Annotated in this window: 20 protein-coding genes; 9 read left to right on the forward strand and 11 right to left on the reverse strand. The window is 68.2% G+C overall.

Annotated features, from left to right (window positions below; all coding sequences use genetic code 11):
- Positions 1 to 14: 14 nt before the first annotated feature.
- The 5 genes from ACIA8X_RS03635 to dnaA form a co-directional block, all read right to left on the reverse strand.
- A complete protein-coding gene (locus tag ACIA8X_RS03635) occupies positions 15 to 578 on the reverse strand; it encodes a DUF721 domain-containing protein (RefSeq protein WP_393455620.1) in 564 nt (187 codons plus the stop codon).
- Positions 575 to 1,696 carry a DNA replication/repair protein RecF gene (recF, locus tag ACIA8X_RS03640; protein WP_393455623.1) on the reverse strand — a complete coding sequence of 374 codons (1,122 nt, stop codon included), beginning with the start codon at positions 1,694 to 1,696 and terminating at the stop codon, positions 575 to 577. The genes ACIA8X_RS03635 and recF overlap by 4 nt, the downstream gene beginning before the upstream one ends.
- A 157-nt stretch (positions 1,697 to 1,853) precedes the next feature.
- On the reverse strand, positions 1,854 to 2,729 hold the full coding sequence (gene gnd, locus ACIA8X_RS03645; protein WP_393455626.1) for a phosphogluconate dehydrogenase (NAD(+)-dependent, decarboxylating): 876 nt from the start codon (positions 2,727 to 2,729) through the stop codon (positions 1,854 to 1,856).
- Between the two features lie 176 nt (positions 2,730 to 2,905).
- Positions 2,906 to 4,036 carry a DNA polymerase III subunit beta gene (gene dnaN / locus ACIA8X_RS03650; RefSeq protein WP_093907643.1) on the reverse strand — a complete coding sequence of 377 codons (1,131 nt, stop codon included), beginning with the start codon at positions 4,034 to 4,036 and terminating at the stop codon, positions 2,906 to 2,908.
- An 884-nt stretch (positions 4,037 to 4,920) separates the two neighbouring features.
- Positions 4,921 to 6,819, reverse strand: a complete 1,899-nt coding sequence (gene dnaA, locus ACIA8X_RS03655; RefSeq protein WP_393455631.1) for a chromosomal replication initiator protein DnaA — start codon at positions 6,817 to 6,819, stop codon at positions 4,921 to 4,923.
- Between the two features lie 382 nt (positions 6,820 to 7,201).
- Between dnaA and rpmH the strand changes: the two genes are divergently transcribed.
- From rpmH to ACIA8X_RS03700, 9 genes are all read left to right on the forward strand, one after another.
- On the forward strand, positions 7,202 to 7,339 hold the full coding sequence (rpmH, locus tag ACIA8X_RS03660; protein ID WP_005482975.1) for a 50S ribosomal protein L34: 138 nt from the start codon (positions 7,202 to 7,204) through the stop codon (positions 7,337 to 7,339).
- Positions 7,340 to 7,360: 21 nt separating this feature from the next.
- On the forward strand, positions 7,361 to 7,732 hold the full coding sequence (gene rnpA / locus ACIA8X_RS03665; RefSeq protein WP_093907646.1) for a ribonuclease P protein component: 372 nt from the start codon (positions 7,361 to 7,363) through the stop codon (positions 7,730 to 7,732).
- Positions 7,729 to 8,082, forward strand: a complete 354-nt coding sequence (yidD, locus tag ACIA8X_RS03670; RefSeq protein WP_393455634.1) for a membrane protein insertion efficiency factor YidD — start codon at positions 7,729 to 7,731, stop codon at positions 8,080 to 8,082. The genes rnpA and yidD overlap by 4 nt, the downstream gene beginning before the upstream one ends.
- A gap of 3 nt (positions 8,083 to 8,085) precedes the next feature.
- On the forward strand, positions 8,086 to 9,360 hold the full coding sequence (yidC, locus tag ACIA8X_RS03675; protein WP_393455637.1) for a membrane protein insertase YidC: 1,275 nt from the start codon (positions 8,086 to 8,088) through the stop codon (positions 9,358 to 9,360).
- Between the two features lie 15 nt (positions 9,361 to 9,375).
- A complete protein-coding gene (locus ACIA8X_RS03680; RefSeq protein WP_393455640.1) occupies positions 9,376 to 9,888 on the forward strand; it encodes a protein jag in 513 nt (170 codons plus the stop codon).
- A 124-nt stretch (positions 9,889 to 10,012) separates the two neighbouring features.
- Entirely contained in the window at positions 10,013 to 10,729 is a 717-nt protein-coding gene (gene rsmG / locus ACIA8X_RS03685) for a 16S rRNA (guanine(527)-N(7))-methyltransferase RsmG (protein ID WP_393455643.1), read from the forward strand.
- A gap of 298 nt (positions 10,730 to 11,027) precedes the next feature.
- Positions 11,028 to 12,101 carry a ParA family protein gene (locus ACIA8X_RS03690; protein ID WP_393456320.1) on the forward strand — a complete coding sequence of 358 codons (1,074 nt, stop codon included), beginning with the start codon at positions 11,028 to 11,030 and terminating at the stop codon, positions 12,099 to 12,101.
- Positions 12,098 to 13,192 carry a ParB/RepB/Spo0J family partition protein gene (locus ACIA8X_RS03695; protein ID WP_393455646.1) on the forward strand — a complete coding sequence of 365 codons (1,095 nt, stop codon included), beginning with the start codon at positions 12,098 to 12,100 and terminating at the stop codon, positions 13,190 to 13,192. Before ACIA8X_RS03690 ends, ACIA8X_RS03695 begins: the two co-directional genes overlap by 4 nt.
- A 321-nt stretch (positions 13,193 to 13,513) precedes the next feature.
- Positions 13,514 to 14,131, forward strand: a complete 618-nt coding sequence (locus ACIA8X_RS03700) for a GNAT family N-acetyltransferase (RefSeq protein ID WP_393455649.1) — start codon at positions 13,514 to 13,516, stop codon at positions 14,129 to 14,131.
- Positions 14,132 to 14,203: 72 nt separating this feature from the next.
- On the opposite strand, the gene trxA is transcribed toward ACIA8X_RS03700, so the two are convergent.
- The 6 genes from trxA to murJ form a co-directional block, all read right to left on the reverse strand.
- Positions 14,204 to 14,536, reverse strand: coding sequence for a thioredoxin (gene trxA, locus ACIA8X_RS03705; protein WP_031484651.1), 333 nt, complete (start codon positions 14,534 to 14,536; stop codon positions 14,204 to 14,206).
- 40 nt (positions 14,537 to 14,576) lie between these two features.
- Positions 14,577 to 15,545 (reverse strand): thioredoxin-disulfide reductase, encoded by a 969-nt coding sequence (gene trxB / locus ACIA8X_RS03710; RefSeq protein ID WP_393455654.1) that lies wholly within the window; start codon positions 15,543 to 15,545, stop codon positions 14,577 to 14,579.
- Positions 15,546 to 15,715: 170 nt separating this feature from the next.
- The gene (locus ACIA8X_RS03715; RefSeq protein WP_393455657.1) at positions 15,716 to 16,633 is read right to left on the reverse strand and encodes a hypothetical protein; all 918 of its coding nucleotides are present in this window, start codon (positions 16,631 to 16,633) and stop codon (positions 15,716 to 15,718) included.
- Positions 16,630 to 17,370: an RNA polymerase sigma factor SigM gene (gene sigM / locus ACIA8X_RS03720; protein WP_393455660.1), complete on the reverse strand. Its 741-nt coding sequence runs from the start codon at positions 17,368 to 17,370 to the stop codon at positions 16,630 to 16,632. The genes ACIA8X_RS03715 and sigM overlap by 4 nt, the downstream gene beginning before the upstream one ends.
- A gap of 20 nt (positions 17,371 to 17,390) precedes the next feature.
- Positions 17,391 to 19,091, reverse strand: coding sequence for a protein kinase family protein (locus ACIA8X_RS03725; protein ID WP_393455663.1), 1,701 nt, complete (start codon positions 19,089 to 19,091; stop codon positions 17,391 to 17,393).
- 137 nt (positions 19,092 to 19,228) lie between these two features.
- The gene (gene murJ, locus ACIA8X_RS03730; RefSeq protein WP_393455666.1) at positions 19,229 to 21,475 is read right to left on the reverse strand and encodes a murein biosynthesis integral membrane protein MurJ; all 2,247 of its coding nucleotides are present in this window, start codon (positions 21,473 to 21,475) and stop codon (positions 19,229 to 19,231) included.

Below are 21,475 nucleotides of genomic sequence, written 5' to 3' on the forward strand. Positions count from 1 at the left end.
GGACAGTGCCTGTCCTAACCGTACGTGTCGCCGGGCCCCGTACTGCCGGGGGCGCGCAACGGGCCGTAACGGCGAGCGGGGCCACCCGGACCCTGCACCCTGATCTGGCGCACCGCGCCATGGCCAAGATCCTCATTGAGGCGGGCGACCAGCGTCGGGGCGAGCAGCCGCAGGTTCGTCGCCCAGGCCGTCGAGTCACAGCGCACGACCAGAATCCGCTCGTCCTCGTCGTACTTCTCCGGCACACAGTGCTTCGCGACGTCCTCGCCGACGATCTGCGGCCAGCGGCCCATCACACCGCCCACCGCGGCCGGCGTCTCCCAACCCCGCTCGGTGATCAGGCGGTTAATGGCAGCGCCGAGCGCCAGCGGATCCCGCCCGTCGGCCCGCGCACCGGAACGCAGGCCGCCCCCGCGCCGCGCCTGCTTCTTCTGCCGTGCCGCGTCCCCACGCGCGCGTGCCTGCTCCTTGGCCGCCCTGAGCGCCACGCGCGCGAGGTCGACACCGGAGGCGCCGGAGGGCTCGGGAGTCTTCCCAGGGCTGCTTCCGGAGGGGTTCTCGGACGGTTTCTCGCTCATACGGGCTCCACCGTCCCCTCGGCCACCGCGTACCGCGCGCCGGCCAGCACATGCGGCACGTCGTCATCGACCGCGGCCGTCACCAGCACCTGCTCACCGGGCGCCACCAGCTCGGCCAGGCGCTCCCGGCGCCGGGCGTCCAGCTCGGCGAAGACATCGTCCAGGACCAGCACCGGCTCATTGCCCTCCGCCCTCAGCAAGTCGTAGGAGGCCAGGCGCAGCGCCAGCGCATAGGACCAGGACTCGCCGTGCGAGGCGTATCCCTTGGCAGGAAGCTGACCGAGTTTGAGAATCAAATCGTCCCGATGAGGGCCTACGAGCGTCACGCCCCGCTCGATCTCCTGCTTACGGGCCTCGGCGAGCGCCGCCATCAGCTGCTCGAAGAGATCCTCACGTGTGTGTGCCTCGCCGGGAGCCGACGGCTTGTAGTCCAGGGCGACCGGGCCACCGCCGGGGGCCAGCTGCTCGTACGCCTTGTCGGCCAGTGGCGAGATCGTCGCGATCAGGTCCAGTCGCTGAGCGAGCAACTCGGCGCCCGCGCGCGCGAGATGCTGGTCCCAGACGTCGAGCGTGGACAGGTCCATCGTGCGACCGCCATGGCGGCGGGCCAGCGCGGCCGTCTTGAGAAGGGTGTTGCGCTGCTTGAGCACCCGCTCGTAGTCGGAGCGCACGCCCGCCATGCGCGGGGAACGGGCGGTGATCAGCTCGTCGAGGAAGCGGCGCCGCTCACCGGGATCGCCCTTGACCAGGGCGAGATCCTCCGGGGCGAACAGGACGGTTCGCACGATGCCGAGCACATCACGGGGTCTGACCTGCGAGGACCTGTTGATACGGGCGCGGTTGGCCTTGCCGGGGTTCAGCTCCAGCTCGACCAGTTGCTGCCGTTCGCCCTGCCGGATCTGCGCCCGGATGACCGCCCGGTCGGCGCCCATGCGGACGAGAGGGGCGTCGGAGGCCACGCGATGGCTGCCGAGGGTTGCCAGATAGCCGATGGCCTCGACGAGGTTCGTCTTGCCCTGGCCGTTGGGGCCGACGAAGGCGGTGACGCCCGGGTCGAGCGGGACCTCGACCCGGGGATACGAGCGGAAGTCGGCCAGCGACAGATGCGTGACGTGCATGGTCGTTCGCCGACCTCCCCCAACGTGGTACTTCGGGTTTCCCCGGCTCATCCACGGCCTGTGGACAATCGGGCCACCCCCGAGGGCGCCAGGCCGGCATCCCCAGGGTGTGGATTACTTCCTCCCGGGCTCTGCGCGCTCCCGGGCGTTTCTCGGACTACCTCTTCTCGACCGCGTGGCCGCCGAACTGGTTCCGCAGCGCCGCGATCATCTTCATCTGCGGAGAGTCCTCCTGGCGGGAGGAGAACCGCGCGAACAGCGACGCGGTGATCGCCGGCAGCGGTACCGCGTTGTCTATGGCGGCTTCCACAGTCCAGCGTCCCTCGCCGGAGTCCTGTGCAAAACCCTTCAGCTTGTCCAGGTGCTCGTCCTCGTCGAGGGCGTTCACCGTGAGGTCCAGTAGCCAGGAACGGATGACCGTGCCCTCCTGCCAGGACCGGAAGACCTCCCGGACGTCGGTCACGGAGTCGACCTTCTCCAGCAGCTCCCAGCCCTCGGCATAAGCCTGCATCATCGCGTACTCGATGCCGTTGTGGACCATCTTCGCGAAGTGCCCCGCGCCCACCTTGCCCGCGTGCACCGCGCCGAAGTCGCCCTTCGGCTTCAGGGCGTCGAAGATCGGCTGCGCCTTGACGACGTTCTCCGCGTCGCCGCCGTACATCAGCGCGTAGCCGTTCTCCAGGCCCCAGACGCCGCCGGAGACACCGCAGTCGACGAAGCCGATGCCCTTGGCCGCCAGCTCTTCGGCGTGCTTCTCGTCGTCCGTCCAGCGCGAGTTGCCGCCGTCCACGACGACGTCACCGGGCTCCAGCAGCTCGGCCAGCTCGTCGATGGTCGACTGGGTCGGCGCACCCGCCGGGACCATGACCCAGACGACGCGCGGGCCCGAAAGCTTGCCCACAAGCTCTTCCAGGCTGTGGACATCCGCGAGGTCTGGGTTGCGGTCGTATCCGACGACGGTGTGGCCTGCGCGGCGGATCCGCTCGCGCATGTTGCCGCCCATCTTGCCGAGGCCGACGAGACCGAGCTCCATCAGTTGTGTTCCTTAGGTTGCTGTGGCGTCTGTGGCACTTTCGTACCCACGTACGAGCCTAAGCCCGGACGCTCACGCACAGCTGTGGGCATACGCGCTCAAACGTACGCCCTCACCTGCGGGTTTCCCACAGGCCGGGGTCAGCTTCTCCACGGCCTGTGGACAGCTCCAGCCGCTCAGCCGCTCAGGCGCACCGGCATGATCAGGTACTTGTAGGCCTCGTCCGCCTCGGCGTCCAGCGCCGGCTTGCCGCTCAGCAGCGCCGGCTTCGTGGACGTCGTGAACGACAGCTGGGCCACCGGGGAGTCGATGGCGCTCAGGCCGTCCAGCAGGAAGGTCGGGTTGAAGGCGATCGACACGTCGTCGCCCTCCAGCTGGGCGTCGACCCTTTCCACAGCCTGTGCGTCGTCGCTGGAACCGGCCTCCAGGATGAGCACGCCCTGCTCGAAGCTGAGCCGCACCGGGGTGTTGCGCTCGGCGACCAGGGCCACGCGCTTGACGGCCTCCACGAAGGGAGCGGTCTCGATCACGGCGACGCTGTTGAACTCCGTCGGGAACAGCGAGCGGTACTTGGGGAGGTCCCCCTCCAGGAGACGGGTCGTCGTCCGACGGCCGGCGCCCTCGAAACCGATCAAGCCCTCGCCCGCGCCCGAGCCGGACAGCGCCAGGATGACGCTGTCGCCGCTCGTGAGCGCCTTGGCGGTGTCCAGGAGCGTCTTCGCGGGCACCAGGGCGACCGCGGACGCCTCGGGGTTCTCCGGCTTCCACAGGAACTCGCGGACCGCGAAGCGGTAGCGGTCGGTGGAGGCCAGCGTGACGGTGTCGCCCTCGATCTCGATGCGCACACCGGTGAGGACGGGCAGCGTGTCGTCGCGGCCGGCGGCGATGGCCACCTGGGCCGCGGCAGAGGCGAAGACCTCGCCGGGGACGGTGCCGGTCGCCGTCGGCATCTGCGGCAGCGCCGGGTACTCCTCCACAGGCAGGGTGTGGAGTGTGAATCGCGAGGAGCCGCAGACCACTGTCGCCCGTACACCGTCTGTGGAGATCTCCACCGGCCGGTTGGGCAGGGCACGGCAGATGTCGGCGAGCAGTCGGCCGGAGACCAGGACCGTGCCCTCCTCGTCGACCTCCGTCTCCACGGAGACCCTCGCGGAGACCTCGTAGTCGAAGCTGGACAGGCTCAGCTGGCCGTCCTCGGCCTTGAGGAGGAGGCCGGCGAGGACAGGCGCCGGCGGACGGGCCGGGAGGCTGCGCGCCGCCCAGGCCACTGCCTCCGCGAGTACGTCGCGTTCCACCCGGATCTTCACTGTTGCCGCCTCCTGCTGTTGCCGGCGCTTCTTCGGCCTGCCTGGCTTCGTCGTCTGTGTCGGTGTCGTCAGCCCCTGTGAGGGGAAGGACACCGGGGAACAGTCTGACGCACCCCACTGACAGTAGGTGCCTCTCGGGGTCAAGTCGTGACGAGGGGCAGCCGGGAGCCGGACAGCGAGTTGTGCACAGGACCCCCTTCGAAACGAATTCCCAGCTCTCTCTAGTTGGGAGTAGTAGTAGGGGCTGTGGATACCGTGGATAACCCCGTTTTCCCAGGTCAGAGCGGAGATTTTGTCCACGGGCCCTGTGGGCGACGACGGTGGACAACTAGGCATCTCTGTGGAGAACGGAAAGTTCTGCACACCCCATGCACAGCCTGAGGGGACTTCTCCCCAGCGCCGTCCCCAGCTTTACCCACCTTTCCCACAGCCCAACCCGGCAGCTTTGTGTGACGCCTTTCACTCGACCCGGTGAGGAGGCGCGTCGCGTTGCCGAACAGTGGACAGCGGTGTGGAGAAGCTGGGGATCGCTGGGGACAACCGGCCCCAGCCTGTGGGTTGCCCGTGGACAACTTCATGCACAGCCTGTGGATCTCCGCTCTGTCCACAGTCTGTGGAGATCGTTTGTCCACGAATCCACACCCGGGTGACCTGGTCTGATGGTCCTTCAACAGGAGCGCCTGTGGACACAGTCTGGACAACTTCCCAGTCCCCAGGGTGTGGACGGGAAAAACTCACCGAATCTGTGGAGAGTGGCCGTAACGCGGCAAGTATTCGAACAGCCGACGTCCGCGACATGACGAAGGGCGCCCCCGGAATCTGCTCCGGGGGCGCCCTGGGCGTCGTACGACGGGCTCTTCCGGCCGTCTCGTCGGCCGGCTCCGTCAGCCGTTCTTGATGCGGTTGGTCAGCTCGGTGACCTGGTTGTAGATGGAGCGTCGCTCGGCCATCAGATTGCGGATCTTGCGGTCGGCGTGCATCACGGTGGTGTGGTCGCGGCCGCCGAACAGCGCGCCGATCTTCGGCAGCGAGAGGTCCGTCAGCTCGCGGCAGAGGTACATGGCGATCTGGCGGGCCGTGACCAGTTGGCGGCCGCGGGAGCTGCCGCACAGGTCCTCGACCGTGAGGCCGAAGTAGTCGGCCGTGGCGCTCATGATGGCCGTCGAGGTGATCTCAGGCGTCGCGTCGTCGCCACCGGGGATCAGGTCCTTGAGGACGATCTCTGTGAGGCCCAGATCGACTGGCTGCCGGTTGAGCGACGCGAACGCCGTCACCCGGATCAGTGCGCCCTCCAGCTCGCGGATGTTGCGCGAGATGCGGGAGGCGATGAACTCCAGTACCTCCGGCGGGGCGTTGAGCTGCTCCTGGACCGCCTTCTTGCGCAGGATCGCGATACGCGTCTCCAGCTCGGGCGGCTGGACGTCGGTGATCAGGCCCCACTCGAAACGGTTCCGCAGCCGGTCCTCCAGCGTGACCAGCTGCTTGGGCGGCCGGTCGCTGGAGAGCACGATCTGCTTGTTGGCGTTGTGGAGCGTGTTGAAGGTGTGGAAGAACTCCTCCTGCGTCGACTCCTTGTCCGCGAGGAACTGGATGTCGTCGACGAGCAGGATGTCCATCTCGCGGTAGCGCTTGCGGAAGCTGTCGCCCTTGCCGTCGCGGATGGAGTTGATGAACTCGTTGGTGAACTCCTCCGAGCTCACGTAGCGCACGCGCGTGCCGGGGTAGAGGCTGCGCGCGTAGTGCCCGATCGCGTGCAGCAGGTGCGTCTTGCCGAGGCCGGACTCCCCATAGATGAACAGGGGGTTGTAGGCCTTCGCCGGTGCCTCGGCGACGGCGACCGCGGCCGCGTGCGCGAAGCGGTTGGAGGCGCCGATGACGAACGTGTCGAAGAGGTACTTCGGGTTCAGTCGCGCGGTCGGTTCGCCGGGACCGGGTGCCGGCGCGGGCTGTGCGGCCAGCGGGCCGGGGGCGCCGGTGGTCGGCAGGTTCCCGCCGACGGGGCCGCCGCGGTGCACATGGCCGGAGCCGGCGGGCGGCTCGGAATGGTCGCGGCGGGCGTCGCGGTCGTAGTCGGAGCGAGGGCGGTCGTAGTCGCCGCGCGGCTGGTCGTAGTCCGGCCGCTGCTGCTCGTAGTCGGAGCGGTGTCCGTCGTACGACGGCCGTTCCATCGGCTGCGGGCGATAGTCCTGGGTGGGCGCGCCGTAGTTGTCCTGTGCGTAGGAGTCCTGCGACGGCGAGGCGTACGGGTCCCGCTCGGGGAAGCCGAGTCGCTGCTGCTGCCAGCTGTATTCGTCCTGTGTCGGGCGTGGCCAGCTGCCGGGTGCGGGCTCGGGGCGCTGGTACTCGTTCGGGTAGGCGGGGCGTGCGGTGGGCAGCGGGTCGGTGGGGGCGGCGGTGCGGCGGTCGTCGGCGCGGTGGCGGCCGTAGCCCTCGTACGAGGGGAGTTCGGGTTCCTCGTAGCGGGACTTGGGCGGGGCGGGGGGCAGCGGTGGGGCCGGGGGTTCGCCGGCGGAGTCGTCGACGGTGATCGCGATGCGGATCGGGCGGCCGCACTCGCGGCTCAGGGTCTCGCTGACGATGGGGGCCAGACGGCCCTCCAGTACGCCCTTCGCGAATTCGTTGGGTACGGCGAGCAGGGCGGTGTCGGCCACCAGCGCGAGGGGCTGGCAGCGTCGGATCCAGTGTTCGTCCTTCACCTCGACACCCTGTGCGCGGCCCTCACCGAGGAGCTGCTCCAGTACTCGTGGCCACACTGCGGCAAGATCGGCAGGTACGTCAGCCACAGGGCACGCTCTCTCACGGGTCCCACGAACGTGTGATTGTGGGACGGGTCGGGGTTCAAACGGGTGGAGCCGGAATCATGGGGACAAGGGAACGAATCAGAGTTCAGTCACGGTAGTCAGGGCGGCGGGTGCGGTTCAAGTTGTTGTCCCCAGGCTGTGGATAGTGTCTCCCAGTGACCTCTGGTTTGACCGGATGGCGTAGCCGCGCGTACCGTAACCAGGTCGAGTTGTCGATGGCTGCTGCCGCCTGCCTCCGATGGGCACAGATCGCGTCAAGGTGATCGGTAAGCGGTGCACTCGGGCGTAACGCGAGCTACTCGTGGGCGCACGGTGACAGCCAGGACGGCACCCGCAAACCCCGATTTATCTCTGGAGCCCCCGAGTGAGCAAGCGCACCTTCCAGCCGAACAACCGTCGTCGCGCGAAGACCCACGGCTTCCGCCTGCGGATGCGTACCCGTGCCGGCCGCGCGATTCTCGCGAACCGCCGTAGCAAGGGTCGCGCCAGCCTGTCCGCCTGATCCTGATCAGGTCATGACGTCGTGCTGCCTACCGAGCATCGGCTGAGGCGGCGCGAGGACTTCGCGACCGCAGTACGACGAGGTCGCCGGGCCGGTCGCCCGTCCCTCGTCGTCCATCTTCGTAGCGGTGCCACGGACCCGCACGCGCCTGGGGAGAGCGCTCCCCCGACGCGTGCGGGTTTCGTCGTGAGCAAGGCTGTGGGCGGTGCGGTAGTGCGGAACAAGGTGAAGCGCAGGCTTCGCCATCTGATGCGCGACCGAGTCGACCTGCTGCCCCCCGGTAGCCTGGTAGTCGTACGAGCGCTGCCCGGTGCGGGTGACGCCGACCATGCACAGCTGGCCCGAGACCTGGATGCCGCTCTGCAGCGGCTGCTGGGAGGGGGCGCGCGATGAAGTACCCACTGCTGGCCCTGATCAAGCTGTATCAGTGGACGATCAGTCCGCTGCTCGGGCCGGTGTGCAAGTACTACCCGTCGTGCTCCCACTATGGGTATACGGCCATCGACCGGCACGGTGCGATCAAGGGCACGGCGCTCACCGCCTGGCGCATCCTGCGGTGCAATCCGTGGTCGTTGGGTGGTGTGGACCATGTCCCGCCACGCAGGCGCCCACGGTGGCACGAGATGCTGCGCAATGCGTGGCGTGCACGGAAGGGCGGGCCCTCCGCCGCCGAAACGGCCACCGAGGAGAATGTTCCTTCGAGCCCGGCCGCAGAGACCTCGCCCCATGCCCAAGGAGCATGATTAGTGGACACGATTGCCAGCCTCTTCAGCTTCATCACGACACCCGTTTCCTGGGTCATCGTCCAGTTCCACACGGTGTACGGCGCCCTCTTCGGCGAGAACTCCGGGTGGGCCTGGGGCCTGTCCATCGTGTCCCTGGTGATTCTGATCCGTATCTGCCTGATCCCGCTCTTCGTGAAGCAGATCAAGGCGACCCGGGCCATGCAGACGCTGCAGCCCGAGATGAAGAAGATCCAGGAGCGCTACAAGAACGACAAGCAGCGTCAGTCCGAAGAGATGATGAAGCTGTACAAGGAGACGGGTACCAACCCGCTCTCCTCGTGCCTTCCCATCCTGGCGCAGTCGCCGTTCTTCTTCGCCCTTTATCACGTGCTCAACAGCATCGCGACGGGCAAGACGATCGGTGTCATCGACGAGCAGCTCCTGGGGAGCGCCCGTCAGGCTCACATCCTCGGGGCTCCCCTTGCCGCGAAGTTCACGGACAGCGCCAGCAAGGTCGCCGAACTCGGTGCCTCTCTCACCGATGTCCGCGTCGTTACCGCGGTCATGATCGTCCTGATGTCGGCGTCGCAGTTCTACACGCAGCGCCAGCTGATGACGAAGAACGTCGACACCACGGTGAAGACGCCGTTCATGCAGCAGCAGAAGATGCTGATGTACATCTTCCCGGTCATGTTCGCCGTCTTCGGTATCAACTTCCCGGTCGGTGTCCTCGTCTACTGGCTGACCACCAACGTGTGGACCATGGGCCAGCAGATGTACGTCATCCGCAACAACCCGACCCCGGGTTCCAAGGCCCAGGCCGCGTACCTGGAGCGCCTCCACAAGCACGTCACGAGCCATGGCAAGACGCGTGGCCGTGGTGAGAGGGCCATCGTCAAGGCCATCGTGGCCAAGGGCCGTGACCGTAACGAGTACGAGCGCAAGTTCATCAACGGCCTGACCAAGGCGGGGCTCGCGGCGCAGGCCGACGGCACCGTGGCGAAGAGCGAGGGTGCTGTCGCCACCATGGCCGAGGACGGTACGCCGACCACCACCGCGGCTGCCCCGAAGCGTCAGCAGCCGAAGCGGCAGAGCAAGTCTCAGCGTCAGTCCGGCGCTGCGAAGCAGGCCGATGAGCCGACCTCGCTCAAGAAGTCCGATGACGAGCCCGAGGACGCCAGGCCGGACGCTGCCAAGAAGGCCGCGCAGAAGCCTGCCAGCGGCACCCGCAGCAAGGCCCAGTCCGGGCAGCGCAAGGGCGGTCCGCAGCGCCCCAAGTCCCCGTCCAAGAAGTAAGAAGGAGTCCATCCCGTGACGGAAGGCACCACCTCCGCCGCTGCCGAGGGTGCAGACACCCTGACCCGCCTGGAGCAGGAGGGCGAGATCGCGGCGGACTACCTCGAGGGTCTGCTCGACATCGCCGATCTCGACGGCGACATCGACATGGACGTCGAGGCTGACCGCGCCGCTGTCTCGATCATCAGCGACGCGGGCGGCCGAGACCTGCAGAAGCTGGTCGGGCGTGACGGCGAGGTGCTGGAGGCGCTGCAGGAGCTCACGCGCCTGGCCGTGCACCGGGAGACCGGGGACCGCAGCCGCCTGATGCTGGACATCGCGGGCTACCGGGCCAAGAAGCGTGCCGAGCTCTCCGAGCTGGGCGCCAAGGCCGCCGCCGAGGTGAAGAACACCGGGGAGCCCGTGAAGCTGAAGCCGATGACACCGTTCGAGCGCAAGGTCGTGCACGACGCGGTGAAGACGGCGGGTCTGCGGAGCGAGTCCGAAGGCGAGGAGCCGCAGCGGTTCGTCGTTGTGCTTCCTGCCTGATCGGCCCGTACGTATCCTCCGGCCCCGTCTGTCCGCAGGCGGGGCCGAACTTTGTCAGCCTGATAGTTCTGGTGGTTCTGGTGTCGGTGCACGGCGCGCCGGCGGTACGGAAGGACGGTCCCCCGTGACGGAGGCAGCGGAGCTTCCCCCTGCGCCCGAGCAGGCACGTGAGGTGTTCGGCGATCGCTTCGCTGATGCGGTCCGCTACGCCGAACTGCTCGCCGAGACGGGTGTGCAGCGTGGCCTGATCGGCCCACGTGAGGTGCCCCGCCTGTGGGAGCGGCATCTGCTGAACTGTGCGGTGCTCTCCGAGGTCGTTCCTGAGGGCGTGACGGTGTGCGACGTCGGCTCGGGTGCCGGCCTGCCCGGCATTCCCCTGGCGCTGGTCAGGGAGGACCTGAAGATCACGCTGCTGGAGCCTCTGCTGCGGCGTACGAACTTTCTGACGGAAGTCGTGGAGCTGTTGGGGCTGGACCATGTGACGGTCGTCCGTGGCCGTGCTGAGGAGGTCATGGGGACGCTGCAGCCGGTGCATGTGGTGACCGCGCGTGCGGTGGCTCCGCTGGATCGGCTGGCCACGTGGGGGATTCCCTTGCTGCGCCCGTACGGCGAGATGCTGGCGCTGAAGGGCGACACCGCGGAGGAGGAGTTGAAGAGCGCGGCGACGGCTCTGAGTAAGCTGGGTGCGGTCGAGACGTCCATCCTCCATGTCGGGGAGGGCGTCGTGGATCCGATGTCCACCGTCGTGCGGGTCGAAGTCGGGGAGAGCCCGGGCGGTGTGCGCTTCGCTGCGAAGCGGGCGAAGGCGGCCAGGACGGGACGTGCTCGTCGGCGCCGCTGATCCGTCCTGACGACGAGACGTACTCCACACAAGCTGGCAAACCTACGCACGCCGGAGTGTCGCGACAGTTCGGCCACGTCTGCTGTGCATCGTGTTTCACGTGAAACGTCGCTCACTGCTGCACGGGATCATCAGCCGCGGCCGCGCTGCGGCCGAACCTCGCGACCGACAACCCCTTGGTTCTCTCGGAGAAGGTCCTCCTGATGACACTCCGTCCCCCTTGAGGGGCACGGAGTTGTCCACAGAGGTGGATTTCTCCACAGAACAACAGGCCTCACTGGTTCACGACCCCGAAGACATGGGAGGCTCTGTTCATTGCGAGCCTGAAGTCGAGGAGAGTGAATCCTTGCGGTCCGACGCCAACATCGCGGGACCGATGACCGATCCGGTCCCCGGTCCCCGTACCGAGTCGATGGGGGACGATGTTTCACGTGAAACACCGCCCCCGATGGACGACACTCCCATCGGTCGTGCTGCCCAACTGGCGGTGGAGGCTCTAGGCCGCGCCGGCGAGGGCCTGCCACGGCCCGAGCAAACCCGCGTCATGGTGGTCGCCAACCAGAAGGGGGGCGTGGGCAAGACGACGACGACCGTCAATCTTGCCGCGTCGCTCGCTCTCCATGGCGGCCGCGTGCTGGTCATCGATCTCGACCCGCAGGGCAATGCGTCCACCGCCCTGGGGATCGACCATCACGCAGAAGTTCCTTCCATCTATGACGTGTTGGTCGAGAGCAAGCCGCTCGCGGAAGTCGTCCAGCCGGTCCCGGATGTCGAGGGCCTCTTCTGTGCCCCTGCCACGATCGATCTCGCCGGTGCGGAGATCGAGCTGGTGTCTCTGGTGGCACGCGAGAGTCGACTTCAGCGAGCGATCCAGGCCTACGAGCAGCCGCTGGACTACATCCTCATCGACTGCCCGCCTTCACTCGGCCTGCTGACGGTCAACGCGCTGGTTGCCGGGCAGGAGGTCCTGATCCCGATCCAGTGCGAGTACTACGCGCTGGAGGGCCTGGGACAGCTGCTGCGCAACGTCGACCTGGTGCGGGGGCATCTCAACCCCACTCTGCATGTCTCGACGATCCTGCTCACCATGTACGACGGCCGAACACGGCTCGCGTCCCAGGTCGCGGACGAGGTGAGGAGCCACTTCGGCGACGAGGTGCTGAGGACGAGCATTCCCCGCTCGGTGCGTATCTCCGAGGCGCCGAGCTATGGACAGACGGTGCTGACATACGATCCAGGTTCGAGCGGTGCGCTGTCCTATCTTGAGGCGGCACGAGAGATCGCGCTGAGGGGTGTCGGCGTCAGCTACGACCCGACGCACGCCCATATCGGCGCTCAGAGCAACCCGAGCATGGTGGAGGGGATCCAGTGAGCGAGCGACGGAGGGGGTTGGGCCGTGGTCTCGGCGCACTGATCCCTGCAGCACCGACGGAGAAGACGGTGGCCCCGGCCCCTGTGGGAGGCGGTGCTTCCACGTCCCCGGCCGTTGTCCCGGTGCTGTCCGAGCGAGGGGTGGCCGCGGCGAAGGTGGCCACGCTGCCCCATGTTTCACATGAAACCGAGGAGCCGTCGCTGAGCGGCACCGTGGAGACGCCCGTGGCTCCCATGGGCGCACACTTCGCGGAGATCCCCCTCGACGCGATCACGCCGAACCCGCGGCAGCCCCGTGAGGTCTTCGACGAGGACGCTCTGCAGGAGCTCGTCACCTCCATCCAGGAAGTCGGCCTCCTCCAGCCGATCGTCGTACGGCAGATCGGTCCGGCCCGCTACGAGCTCATCATGGGCGAGCGGCGCTGGCGGGCCTGCCGTGAGGCCGGCCTCGAAGCGATTCCGGCGATCGTGCGGGCCACGGACGACGAGAAGCTCCTCCTGGACGCGCTCCTGGAGAACCTGCACCGCGCCCAGCTGAACCCGATTGAAGAGGCGGCTGCCTACGATCAGCTGCTGAAGGACTTCAACTGCACGCACGACCAGTTGGCGGACCGCATCGGCCGTTCCCGGCCGCAGGTCTCCAACACCCTGCGTCTGCTGAAGCTCTCGCCCAAGGTCCAGAACCGAGTGGCCGCCGGAGTCCTCTCCGCCGGTCATGCGCGGGCTCTCCTCTCGGTCGAGGATCCGGAGGAGCAGGAGCGTCTGGCCTACCGCGTGGTGGCCGAGGGACTGTCGGTCCGCTCCGTCGAGGAAATCGTGACGCTGATGGGCTCCCGCCCGCAGAAGACCCAGCGTTCCAGGGGGCCGCGGGCCGGCTCTGTGCCATCGCCGGCGCTGTCCGATCTCGCTACCCGGCTCTCGGATCGCTTCGAGACGCGGGTGAAGGTCGAACTGGGCCAGAAGAAGGGCAAGATCACCGTCGAGTTCGCCTCCCCGGAGGACCTCGAGCGGATCCTCAGCACGTTCGCTCCGGGCGAGAAGCTGGCTCTCCAGAGGAGCCTTCTTGAGGATGACGAAGAATCCGAGGACTGACGCCCGATAGGCCGGGCCTTGCTTCCCGGCCCAGCAGCGCGGGCCGTGTCCGGTGTGTACCGGAACACGGCCCGCTCTTTGCTTTCTGGCTGGTATCGATGGAATCGCATCGTGGATACGATGCGTTCGGGTATGGCGCATCCACCTGGCAGACCTCTTAGGGGAGGCGGGGTCCATGCGAACGGTGAGCCGCACCGGACTGGTGAGCGCGGGTCTTGGGCTGGGCGCGGTCGGCGGGTTCGTCGGCAGCCTGCTCAGGGAACGCAACGCCCTGACAGCTGCTCGCGACGCCGCGGGCGAAGGAAGCGAGGAACAGCCTTCATGGGGCGTCGGCTCGTACCGCTCACGCTGGACAACCTTCAGGACCTTCCCAAGCGTTGCCGCACGTGTGTCTTCTGGGAGTTGGACCCGGTCAGCGGTGAAGCCGCGGTAAAAGCGGGGACGCCCGCCCTGGAGAAGGAAGGCTGGATCTCCGCCGTCCTGCTGGACTGGGGCTCGTGCGGGCGGGTGGTCTACGTCGACGACGTGCCGGTGGGCTTTGTGCTGTACGCGCCTCCGGCGTATGTGCCCCGCTCGACGGCCTTCCCCACGAGCCCTGTCTCACCGGACGCGGTGCAGCTGATGACCGCGTTCATCATGCCCGGCTACCAGGGCCAGGGACTGGGCCGGGTGATGGTCCAGACGGTGGCCAAGGATCTGCTCCGGCGGGGCTTCAAGGCGATCGAGGCCTTTGGGGACGCGCGTTGGAAAGAGCCGGCGTGTGTTCTTCCAGCGGACCATCTCCTGGCCGTGGGCTTCAAGACAGTTCGCCCGCACCCCACCTTTCCGCGGATGCGGCTGGAGCTGCGGACGACGCTGTCCTGGAAGGAAGACGTGGAGATGGCGATCGACCGGCTGCTGGGGGCCGTACAGAAGGAGCCCGCCCTCCGGCCTCTCTAGGCAAGCTGCCGCTCTCAAAAGCGAAATGGGCCAACCCGCTTGGGTTGGCCCATTCGTGTTTCACGTGAAACGTCACTCGGCGATGAAGTCCTCAAGGTCGCGGAGGATCGCGGCCTTCGGCTTGGCGCCGACGATCGTCTTGGCGACTTCACCGTTGTGGTAGACGTTCAGCGTCGGGATGGACATGACGCCGTACTTGGCGGCCGTACCCGGGTTCTCGTCGATGTTGAGCTTGACAATCTCGATCTTGTCGCCGTGCTCGGCGGCGATCGCCTCAAGGGACGGCGCGATCTGGCGGCACGGACCGCACCAGGCGGCCCAGAAGTCCACCAGGACGGGCTTGTCGCTCTTGAGGACGTCCTGCTCGAAGGAGTCGTCGGTCACGTTCTTCAGGGTGCCGGCCACGGCGGGCTCCTTAACTTTGGTGCGTGGGGTGGGTGAGGGGTCAGACAGAGGTCTTCTCGGGCTCGGCGTTCTCCTCGTCCGCGAGGGCGGCGAGGAAGCGCTCGGCATCGAGAGCGGCGGAGCAACCGGTGCCGGCTGCGGTGATCGCCTGGCGGTAGGTGTGGTCCACCACGTCGCCGGCGCCGAAGACACCGGTCAGGTTGGTGCGCGTGGAGGGGGCGTCGACCTTGAGGTAGCCCTCCCCGTCCAGCTCCAGCTGGCCCTTGAACAGCTCGGTGCGAGGATCGTGGCCGATCGCGATGAACAGGCCGGTGACCGCCAGGTCCGAGAGCTCGCCGGTCTTGACGTTGCGCAGCTTCAGGCCGGAGAGCTTCTGGTCGCCCTGGACCTCGGCGACCTCGCTGTCCCAGACGAACTTGATCTTCGGGTCGGCGAAGGCGCGGTCCTGCATCGCCTTCGAGGCGCGCAGGGTGTCACGGCGGTGGACGATCGTCACGGACTTGGCGAAGCGGGAGAGGAAGGTGGCCTCTTCCATCGCGGTGTCACCGCCGCCGATGACGGCGATGTCCTGGTCCTTGAAGAAGAAGCCGTCGCAGGTGGCACACCAGGAGACACCACGACCGGAGAGGGCGTCCTCGTTCGGCAGGCCGAGCTTGCGGTGCTGCGAGCCGGTGGCGACGATGATGGCCTTCGCACGGTGGACCGTGCCCGCGGTGTCGGTGACGGTCTTGATCTCACCGCTGAGGTCGACGTTGACGATGTCGTCCGGGACGAGCTCGGCTCCGAAACGCTCGGCCTGGGCGCGCATGCTGTCCATGAGCTCGGGGCCCATGATGCCGTCCTGGAAGCCCGGGAAGTTCTCCACCTCGGTGGTGTTCATCAGCGCACCACCGGCGGTGACGGCGCCCTCGAAGACCAGCGGCTTCAGCGACGCGCGCGCGGTGTAGAGCGCCGCCGTATAGCCGGCGGGCCCGGAGCCGATGATGATCACGTTACGGACGTCGCTCACGGCTTGGTTCCTCGTCTCTGGAATACCTCGTCGGACCGGTGGGAGCCCCTTTCAGAACTCTCACCCCACCCAACGGATCCTAAGGGGCGCGCATTCCCACTGTGTCCGGGCACACGGTTGCGCCTCGCTGCGGGGGTTGGCGCCTTCGACAGAGACGAACTTTCGGCCTCTCAGTGGCGGGCGTACGAGTCCCTCAGAAGAACCTCGGCCGTCGCGGTTGAGGGGTGCTTCACACAGGTCGCGTCCATGACGTAGACGGTGACTCGGCTGACATCAGAGGAGTCGGGCAGCACGACAAGCAGAGCGTCCTTGCCCTTGTAGACGCCTTCCTCGGTGGCGAGGGCCACGTCGTTGCGACCGATGCCCTTGCGGATGCAGTCGGGCACCGTGACCTCGCGGAAGACCCGGGGGCGTTCGGTGTCGGATCCGCCCTCCACGCCCATGCTGTGGTCCGGCTTGCGGGAGCTCCCCACAGAGCCCTCGTTCTTGGCGAGGAGATCGGAGACCTGGTTCTCCAGCTTCGCCGCGGAGAAGGTGTCGGCGGTGGTCTGTCCTCCGTCGGCCGACGGACCGGACCCGCCCATCAGTGAGGTCAGCAGCACGGAACCGAGTCCCAGAGCGGCGGCCGTGAACGCGGCGCTCAGAACCGCGACCTTCCGTCGCCCGGCCTTCTTGCGGTCCTTGCGGCCGGGGCCGGTGGTCGAGGAGCGTGCGTTGCCCGCCGGACGTCCTGCTGCCGATGTTTCACGTGAAACATGCGTGCTGTCGTTCGCGTCGGAGGCCGAGTGGGCAGCCTCGGCGAGCTTGGGCTGGTCGACGTCCTCGGGCGCCGTGGCGCTCAGCAGAGCCTCTGCGGCGAGGGCGGCGTCGATGCGTTCGGCGACATCAGTGGGCATGCGCGTCGGGCCGGGCAGCGTGCCGAGCAGCCCTCGGATCTCCTCCAGCGACGCGTGGACGTCTGCGCACAGCGCGCAGTCATCCAGATGCCGTCGTAGATCGGCGGTCCTGGACGGGGGGAGAAGGCCCTCGGTGAGGTCGGAGATCTCGGCGACGTCCGGGTGCCCGGCCGTGTCCGTCGTGGATGTCACGCTCGCCCACCTCCGCCCTTCACTGCAGCTGAATCACTCGGCCCGGTATCCCGCGGATCCCTTGCTTGTGGCCCCGTGGCACGTGGACCCGCTGCCGGTGGGACGGATGTCCCCTGCGTCCGGTTCCGCCTCTCGCCCGGATCCTTGCCGTCTCCGGCACTTTCCGGCCGTAGATGGGTGAGGAGAGGCAGGAGTCTGGCTCTGCCGCGCGCGCACCGGCTCTTGACGGTGCCGGTCGGCACGTCGAGGATGCGGGCCGCTTCGGCGACGGGGTAACCCTGCATGTCCACCAGGACGAGCGCCGCCTTCTGATCGGGCGGCAGCGTGCCGAGCGCTTCCAGGAGCTGGCGGTGCAGGTCGTTGCGCTCCGCGGGCGCCGAGGCGGACTCGTGCGGCTCCAGCAGCTGCTCGAGGCGTTCGGTGTCGTCGACCGGAGAGGTCTTCCGGGAGGCCGCCTTGCGCGCGCGGTCCAGGCAGGCGTTCACGGTGATCCGGTGCAGCCACGTCGTGACGGCTGAATGGCCCCTGAAGGTGTGGGCGGCCCGGTAGGCGGAGACGAGGGCGTCCTGGACGGCGTCAGCGGCTTCCTCGCGGTCGCCGAGCGTCCGCAGCGCCACCGCCCAGAGCCGGTCGCGGTGACGCCGCACGAGCTCACCGAAGGCGTCCGGGTCGCCCTCTACATGACGGGCGAGGAGGTCCTGATCGCTTGTGTCACGGTACGCGCTGCCGTCTGCCATCGGACCCCCTCCCCTCGGTCTCAGCTGCTCACCTTGACGTCCGCGATCCTGCCGCGGAACTGCCCGTCGTCCACCTGCTTCGGCAGGTTGGTCAGCCAGACCAGAAGATAGCGGGACTTGAGGGACTCGCCGGGCTTGAGCGTCACGCTAGTGCCGGAGCCCTTGGCCGCCATGGTGTAGCTGTCGAGGGATGTCGGTGCGGTACCCGTGTCACCGGAGGCGGCGCGCAGTTCGACGGAGGTGTCGCCCACGAAACTGACGGTCACCTTTCCGACCTCCTGGACCTTGCCGAGATCGAGGATGACTCCGACGCCGGACTTCAACCGTCCGAAGTCGGCACTGGCGTAGTAGCTCGACTGCCAGTACGAGCTCGGATCGCTGTCGTAGATGTTGTCTATGTCACGCGGATTCTCGGAGCCGTCCGTGCCGAGCGGGTCGAAGTCACTCACCCCCTCGATGGCGATGGGCTGGCTGGCCTTCTGCGTCGGGCCCTTGTCGTTGTCGTCGTCCGTCGTCTGCGTCTGGTTGGTGTCGTCGGACTTGTTGCCCTGGTCCATGAGCGCATCCGCCAACTGCCAGCTGCCAAGGCCCAGGGCGGCGATCAGGAGCGCCGACACGGCCCACTTCAGGGCCTTGCCGGTGCGGCTCTGCAGCGGGGGCGGCGGGGTCGGCACCGGCTGGGTGACGCCAGGACGCTGCGTCTGGCGGCCGTACGTGCCTTGCTGGTACGTCGTGCGCTGATAGTCCGGCGGCGCCGTGAACGAAGGCTCCGGCGGGCGGATGCGGGGCATCTCGCCGATCGCCTTCACCAGCTCCTCCGGCGACGTGCAGGCGGACTCGTGCCGGGAGGCGGTCGCGCCGTTGTTGGACAGCGCGCGCATGGTGAGTTCGGACAGCCCGCGGTGAACGCCGGCGCGCACCTGGTCGGGGGCGATCAGACCGACGTCCTTGGGCAGCCCGGACAAGCCGTAGGCGTCGCTCTCGTACGGCCAGCGCTGGGTGAGCGCGGAGTACAGCAGCGCGCCGATGGCCTCCGTGTCGGTGCGCTGTGGGGTCTCGGAGGCGATGCCGCGCAGTGCGGCGTTCACCGCGAGGCCGCGGATGCGCCACTGGCCCGATGAGGTGCGCAGCACGGCGTTCGGGTTGAGACGGAGGTGGGCCAGGCCCTCGCGGTGGGCCGCGGCCATGGCGGCGGACACCTGGGTGACCATCTGGTAGGTCTCGTACACCTCCAGCGGGCCGGAGGCGAGGAGCGTGGTCAGCTCGGTGGCGTCGGGCAGCCACTCGTGGACGACGTAGACCAGGTCGTTCTCCTCGACGGCGTCGAGGACCTGGACGAAGCGAGGGTCGCCGAGCAGTGCGGAGGAGCGGGCCGCGGCCAGGACGGAGCGGGCCCGTGCATGGTCTGCGGGCAGGATGTGGACGCCCACGGCGCGACGGAGTTTCTCGTCGACCGCACGCCAGCTGCTGAATCCGTCCAGACGGGTGACGCACTCCTCGAGGCGGTAGCGTCTGGCGAGTTTGTGTCCGCTGTGCAGTTCGGGTGGTGAGGCCTTTCCGGGACCCTCGGTCCCGCCACTCCCCTGTGCCTCGTCGGTGTCCGTGTCCCGCTCCCGATTCTTGGCCACCCCGTCGGCCGTGGACTGGTCCGCTTGTGCGGTCAGCGGCTCGTCGCCGCTGTTGTCTGCCACGTCGACGGCAGCCGTGCTCCGTTCCGCCACCGTCGTTCCTGCCTCCCCATCCATTGCGCGCCGTCCGACTCCGTGCGCGCCGTCCGACGCCGAAACCAATTGTGCCCACAGTCTGCCGCTATGCACGACACACAGTGGCGGACGATGGTTGTGCGCGTACCCAGGCCTCAGCGACCCAGGCGCCCGCGGACCATGCCGACCAGTGAGGTCAGTTCCTCGATACGCATCCTGCGGGCGGCGACGAAGAAGACCCCGAACAGCACGGCTCCGCCGGCCAGCAGGGCGGCGAAGGAGCCGAGCACGCCCTGACCGAGGGTCTGGGCGACCCCGTAGCAGGCCGCACCGCTCAGCAGCGCCGCGGGCACCGAGGCGATGCAGAGTCTGGCGTACGTCCGCATCACCCGGGTGCCGTCCAGGTCGCCGCCGAGCTTGTTGCGCAGCCGGTTCCAGGCGACGCCGACGCCGATCGTGTAGGCCAGTCCGTATGCGGCGGCCATGCCGACCACGGCCCAGCGGGCCGGGAGCAGCAGGTAGCAGAGCACCGAAGCGCCCGCGTTGCCCGCGGCCACGATGACCGTGTTGTAGAAGGGGGTGCGGGTGTCCTCGTACGCGTAGAAGGCGCGCAGCACGACGTACTGCACCGAGTAGGGGATCAGGCCGAGGCCGAAGGCCATCAGCATGAAGCCCATGTTCGTGGCCTCGCTCGTGCCCGAGGTGCCGAACATCAGGGTGCACATCGGGATGCCCAGCGCTACGAAACCGAAGGCGAGCGGCACGATCGCCACCGCTGTCGTGCGCAGGCCCTGGGAGATGTCGTCGCGTACGGCGCCCGCGTCGTCCTCGGCGGCCGAGCGGGAGATGCGGGGCAGCAGGGCTGCCATCAGGGAGACGGTGATGATGGCCTGCGGGAGGCCCCAGATGAGCTGGGCGTTGGCGTAGGCGGCGTAGCCGGTGCCGTCGACGCCTGAGCCGATGCCGGCGGACGTGGACAACTGGGTGACCACGAGCGCACCCGCCTGGTTGGCCAGGACGAACAGGATCGTCCACTTGGCCAGCATGGCGGCCTTGCCGAGGCCGTGGCCCTTCCAGTCGAAGCGCAACCGCAGCCGGAAGCCGGTCTCGCGCAGGTAGGGGATCATCGCCAGGGCCTGGACGACCAGGCCGAGGAGAACACCGACGCCGAGCAGCCGCTGGCCCTCCGGCGGGATGTTCGTGACCTGCATGCCGGAGTGCTCGGCGGTGCCGTACACCCACAGGAACGCGCCGAGCGTCACGATGATGACGATGTTGTTCAGGACCGGCGTCCACATCATCGCGCCGAAGCGGCCGCGGGCGTTGAGGATCTGCCCCATCACCACATGGACGCCCATGAAGAAGATCGAGGGCAGGAAGTAGCGGGTGAAGGTGACGGCGACGTCGTTGGCCGCGGGGTTGCCGGCCACGGGGTTGGACAGTGCGCGGACCAGGTACGGCGCGCCGACCATCGCGAGCGCGGTGAGTGCGGCGAGCGCCACCATCACCAGGGTCAGCAGGCGGTTCGCGTATGCCTCGCCGCCGTCCTCGTCGTCCTTCATGGCGCGCACGAGCTGGGGTACGAAGACGGAGTTGAGGCCGCCGCCGACGGTCAGGATGTAGATCATCGTCGGCAGCGTGTAGGCGACCTGGAAGGAGTCGCCGAGCAGGCCGAGGCCCAGTGCCGAGACGATCATCATCGAGCGGACGAACCCGGTGAGCCGGGAGACCAGCGTGCCCGCCGCCATCACTGCGCTCGACTTCAGCAGACCGCCGACCCGCCCGCCCTTCTTCGCGTCGGACGCCGGCGCGGGCGCAGAGGCAGGCGCGGCGGGCTCGGCTGCGGCAGGCGGCGCAGGAGATCCCTGGTAGGCGCCGAGGGCGGCGGGCTCCGGCGAAGGTCCCGGAACCGCGGGCGGCTGGTACTGCGGATGGCCGCCCTGCTGCTGGTCCCGGAAGAGATGAGCGAAGGCGTCGTGTTCCTGGTGGCCCTCGGTGGAATGCGTGACCAGGTCGTCGACGCCCACGTACTGGGTCGTACGGTGGTCGTCGCCGTACGGCAGGTGGGGGGCAGGGCCCTCCGGCTCGGGAGCCGGGGTCTGGGCCCAGACGTGCGGGTCGGGGGCGTAGGGGGACTGGGGCGGCTGGGCGTAGAGCGACTGCGGCACCTGGTAGGTGCCCGGCGGGGGCGGTGGGTGGGCGGCACGGTCGTAGAGCGCCTCGGCGACCGGGTCCTGGGCGGAGAGGTCCTGGGCCCGGTAGGGGTCCTGGGCGTAGGTGTCCTGGAGGTACATGTCCGCCGGCTGCTGCGGCGGCACCTGGCCCGGCTCGGGCGGCGGGCCCTCGGGGTGCCCCGAGCCGCCCGCGGCCTGGCCGCGGTCACCGTCGTACGGCGCGTTCAT

Source organism: Streptomyces sp. NPDC051738 (assembly GCF_044453205.1).
Lineage (GTDB): Bacteria > Actinomycetota > Actinomycetes > Streptomycetales > Streptomycetaceae > Streptomyces.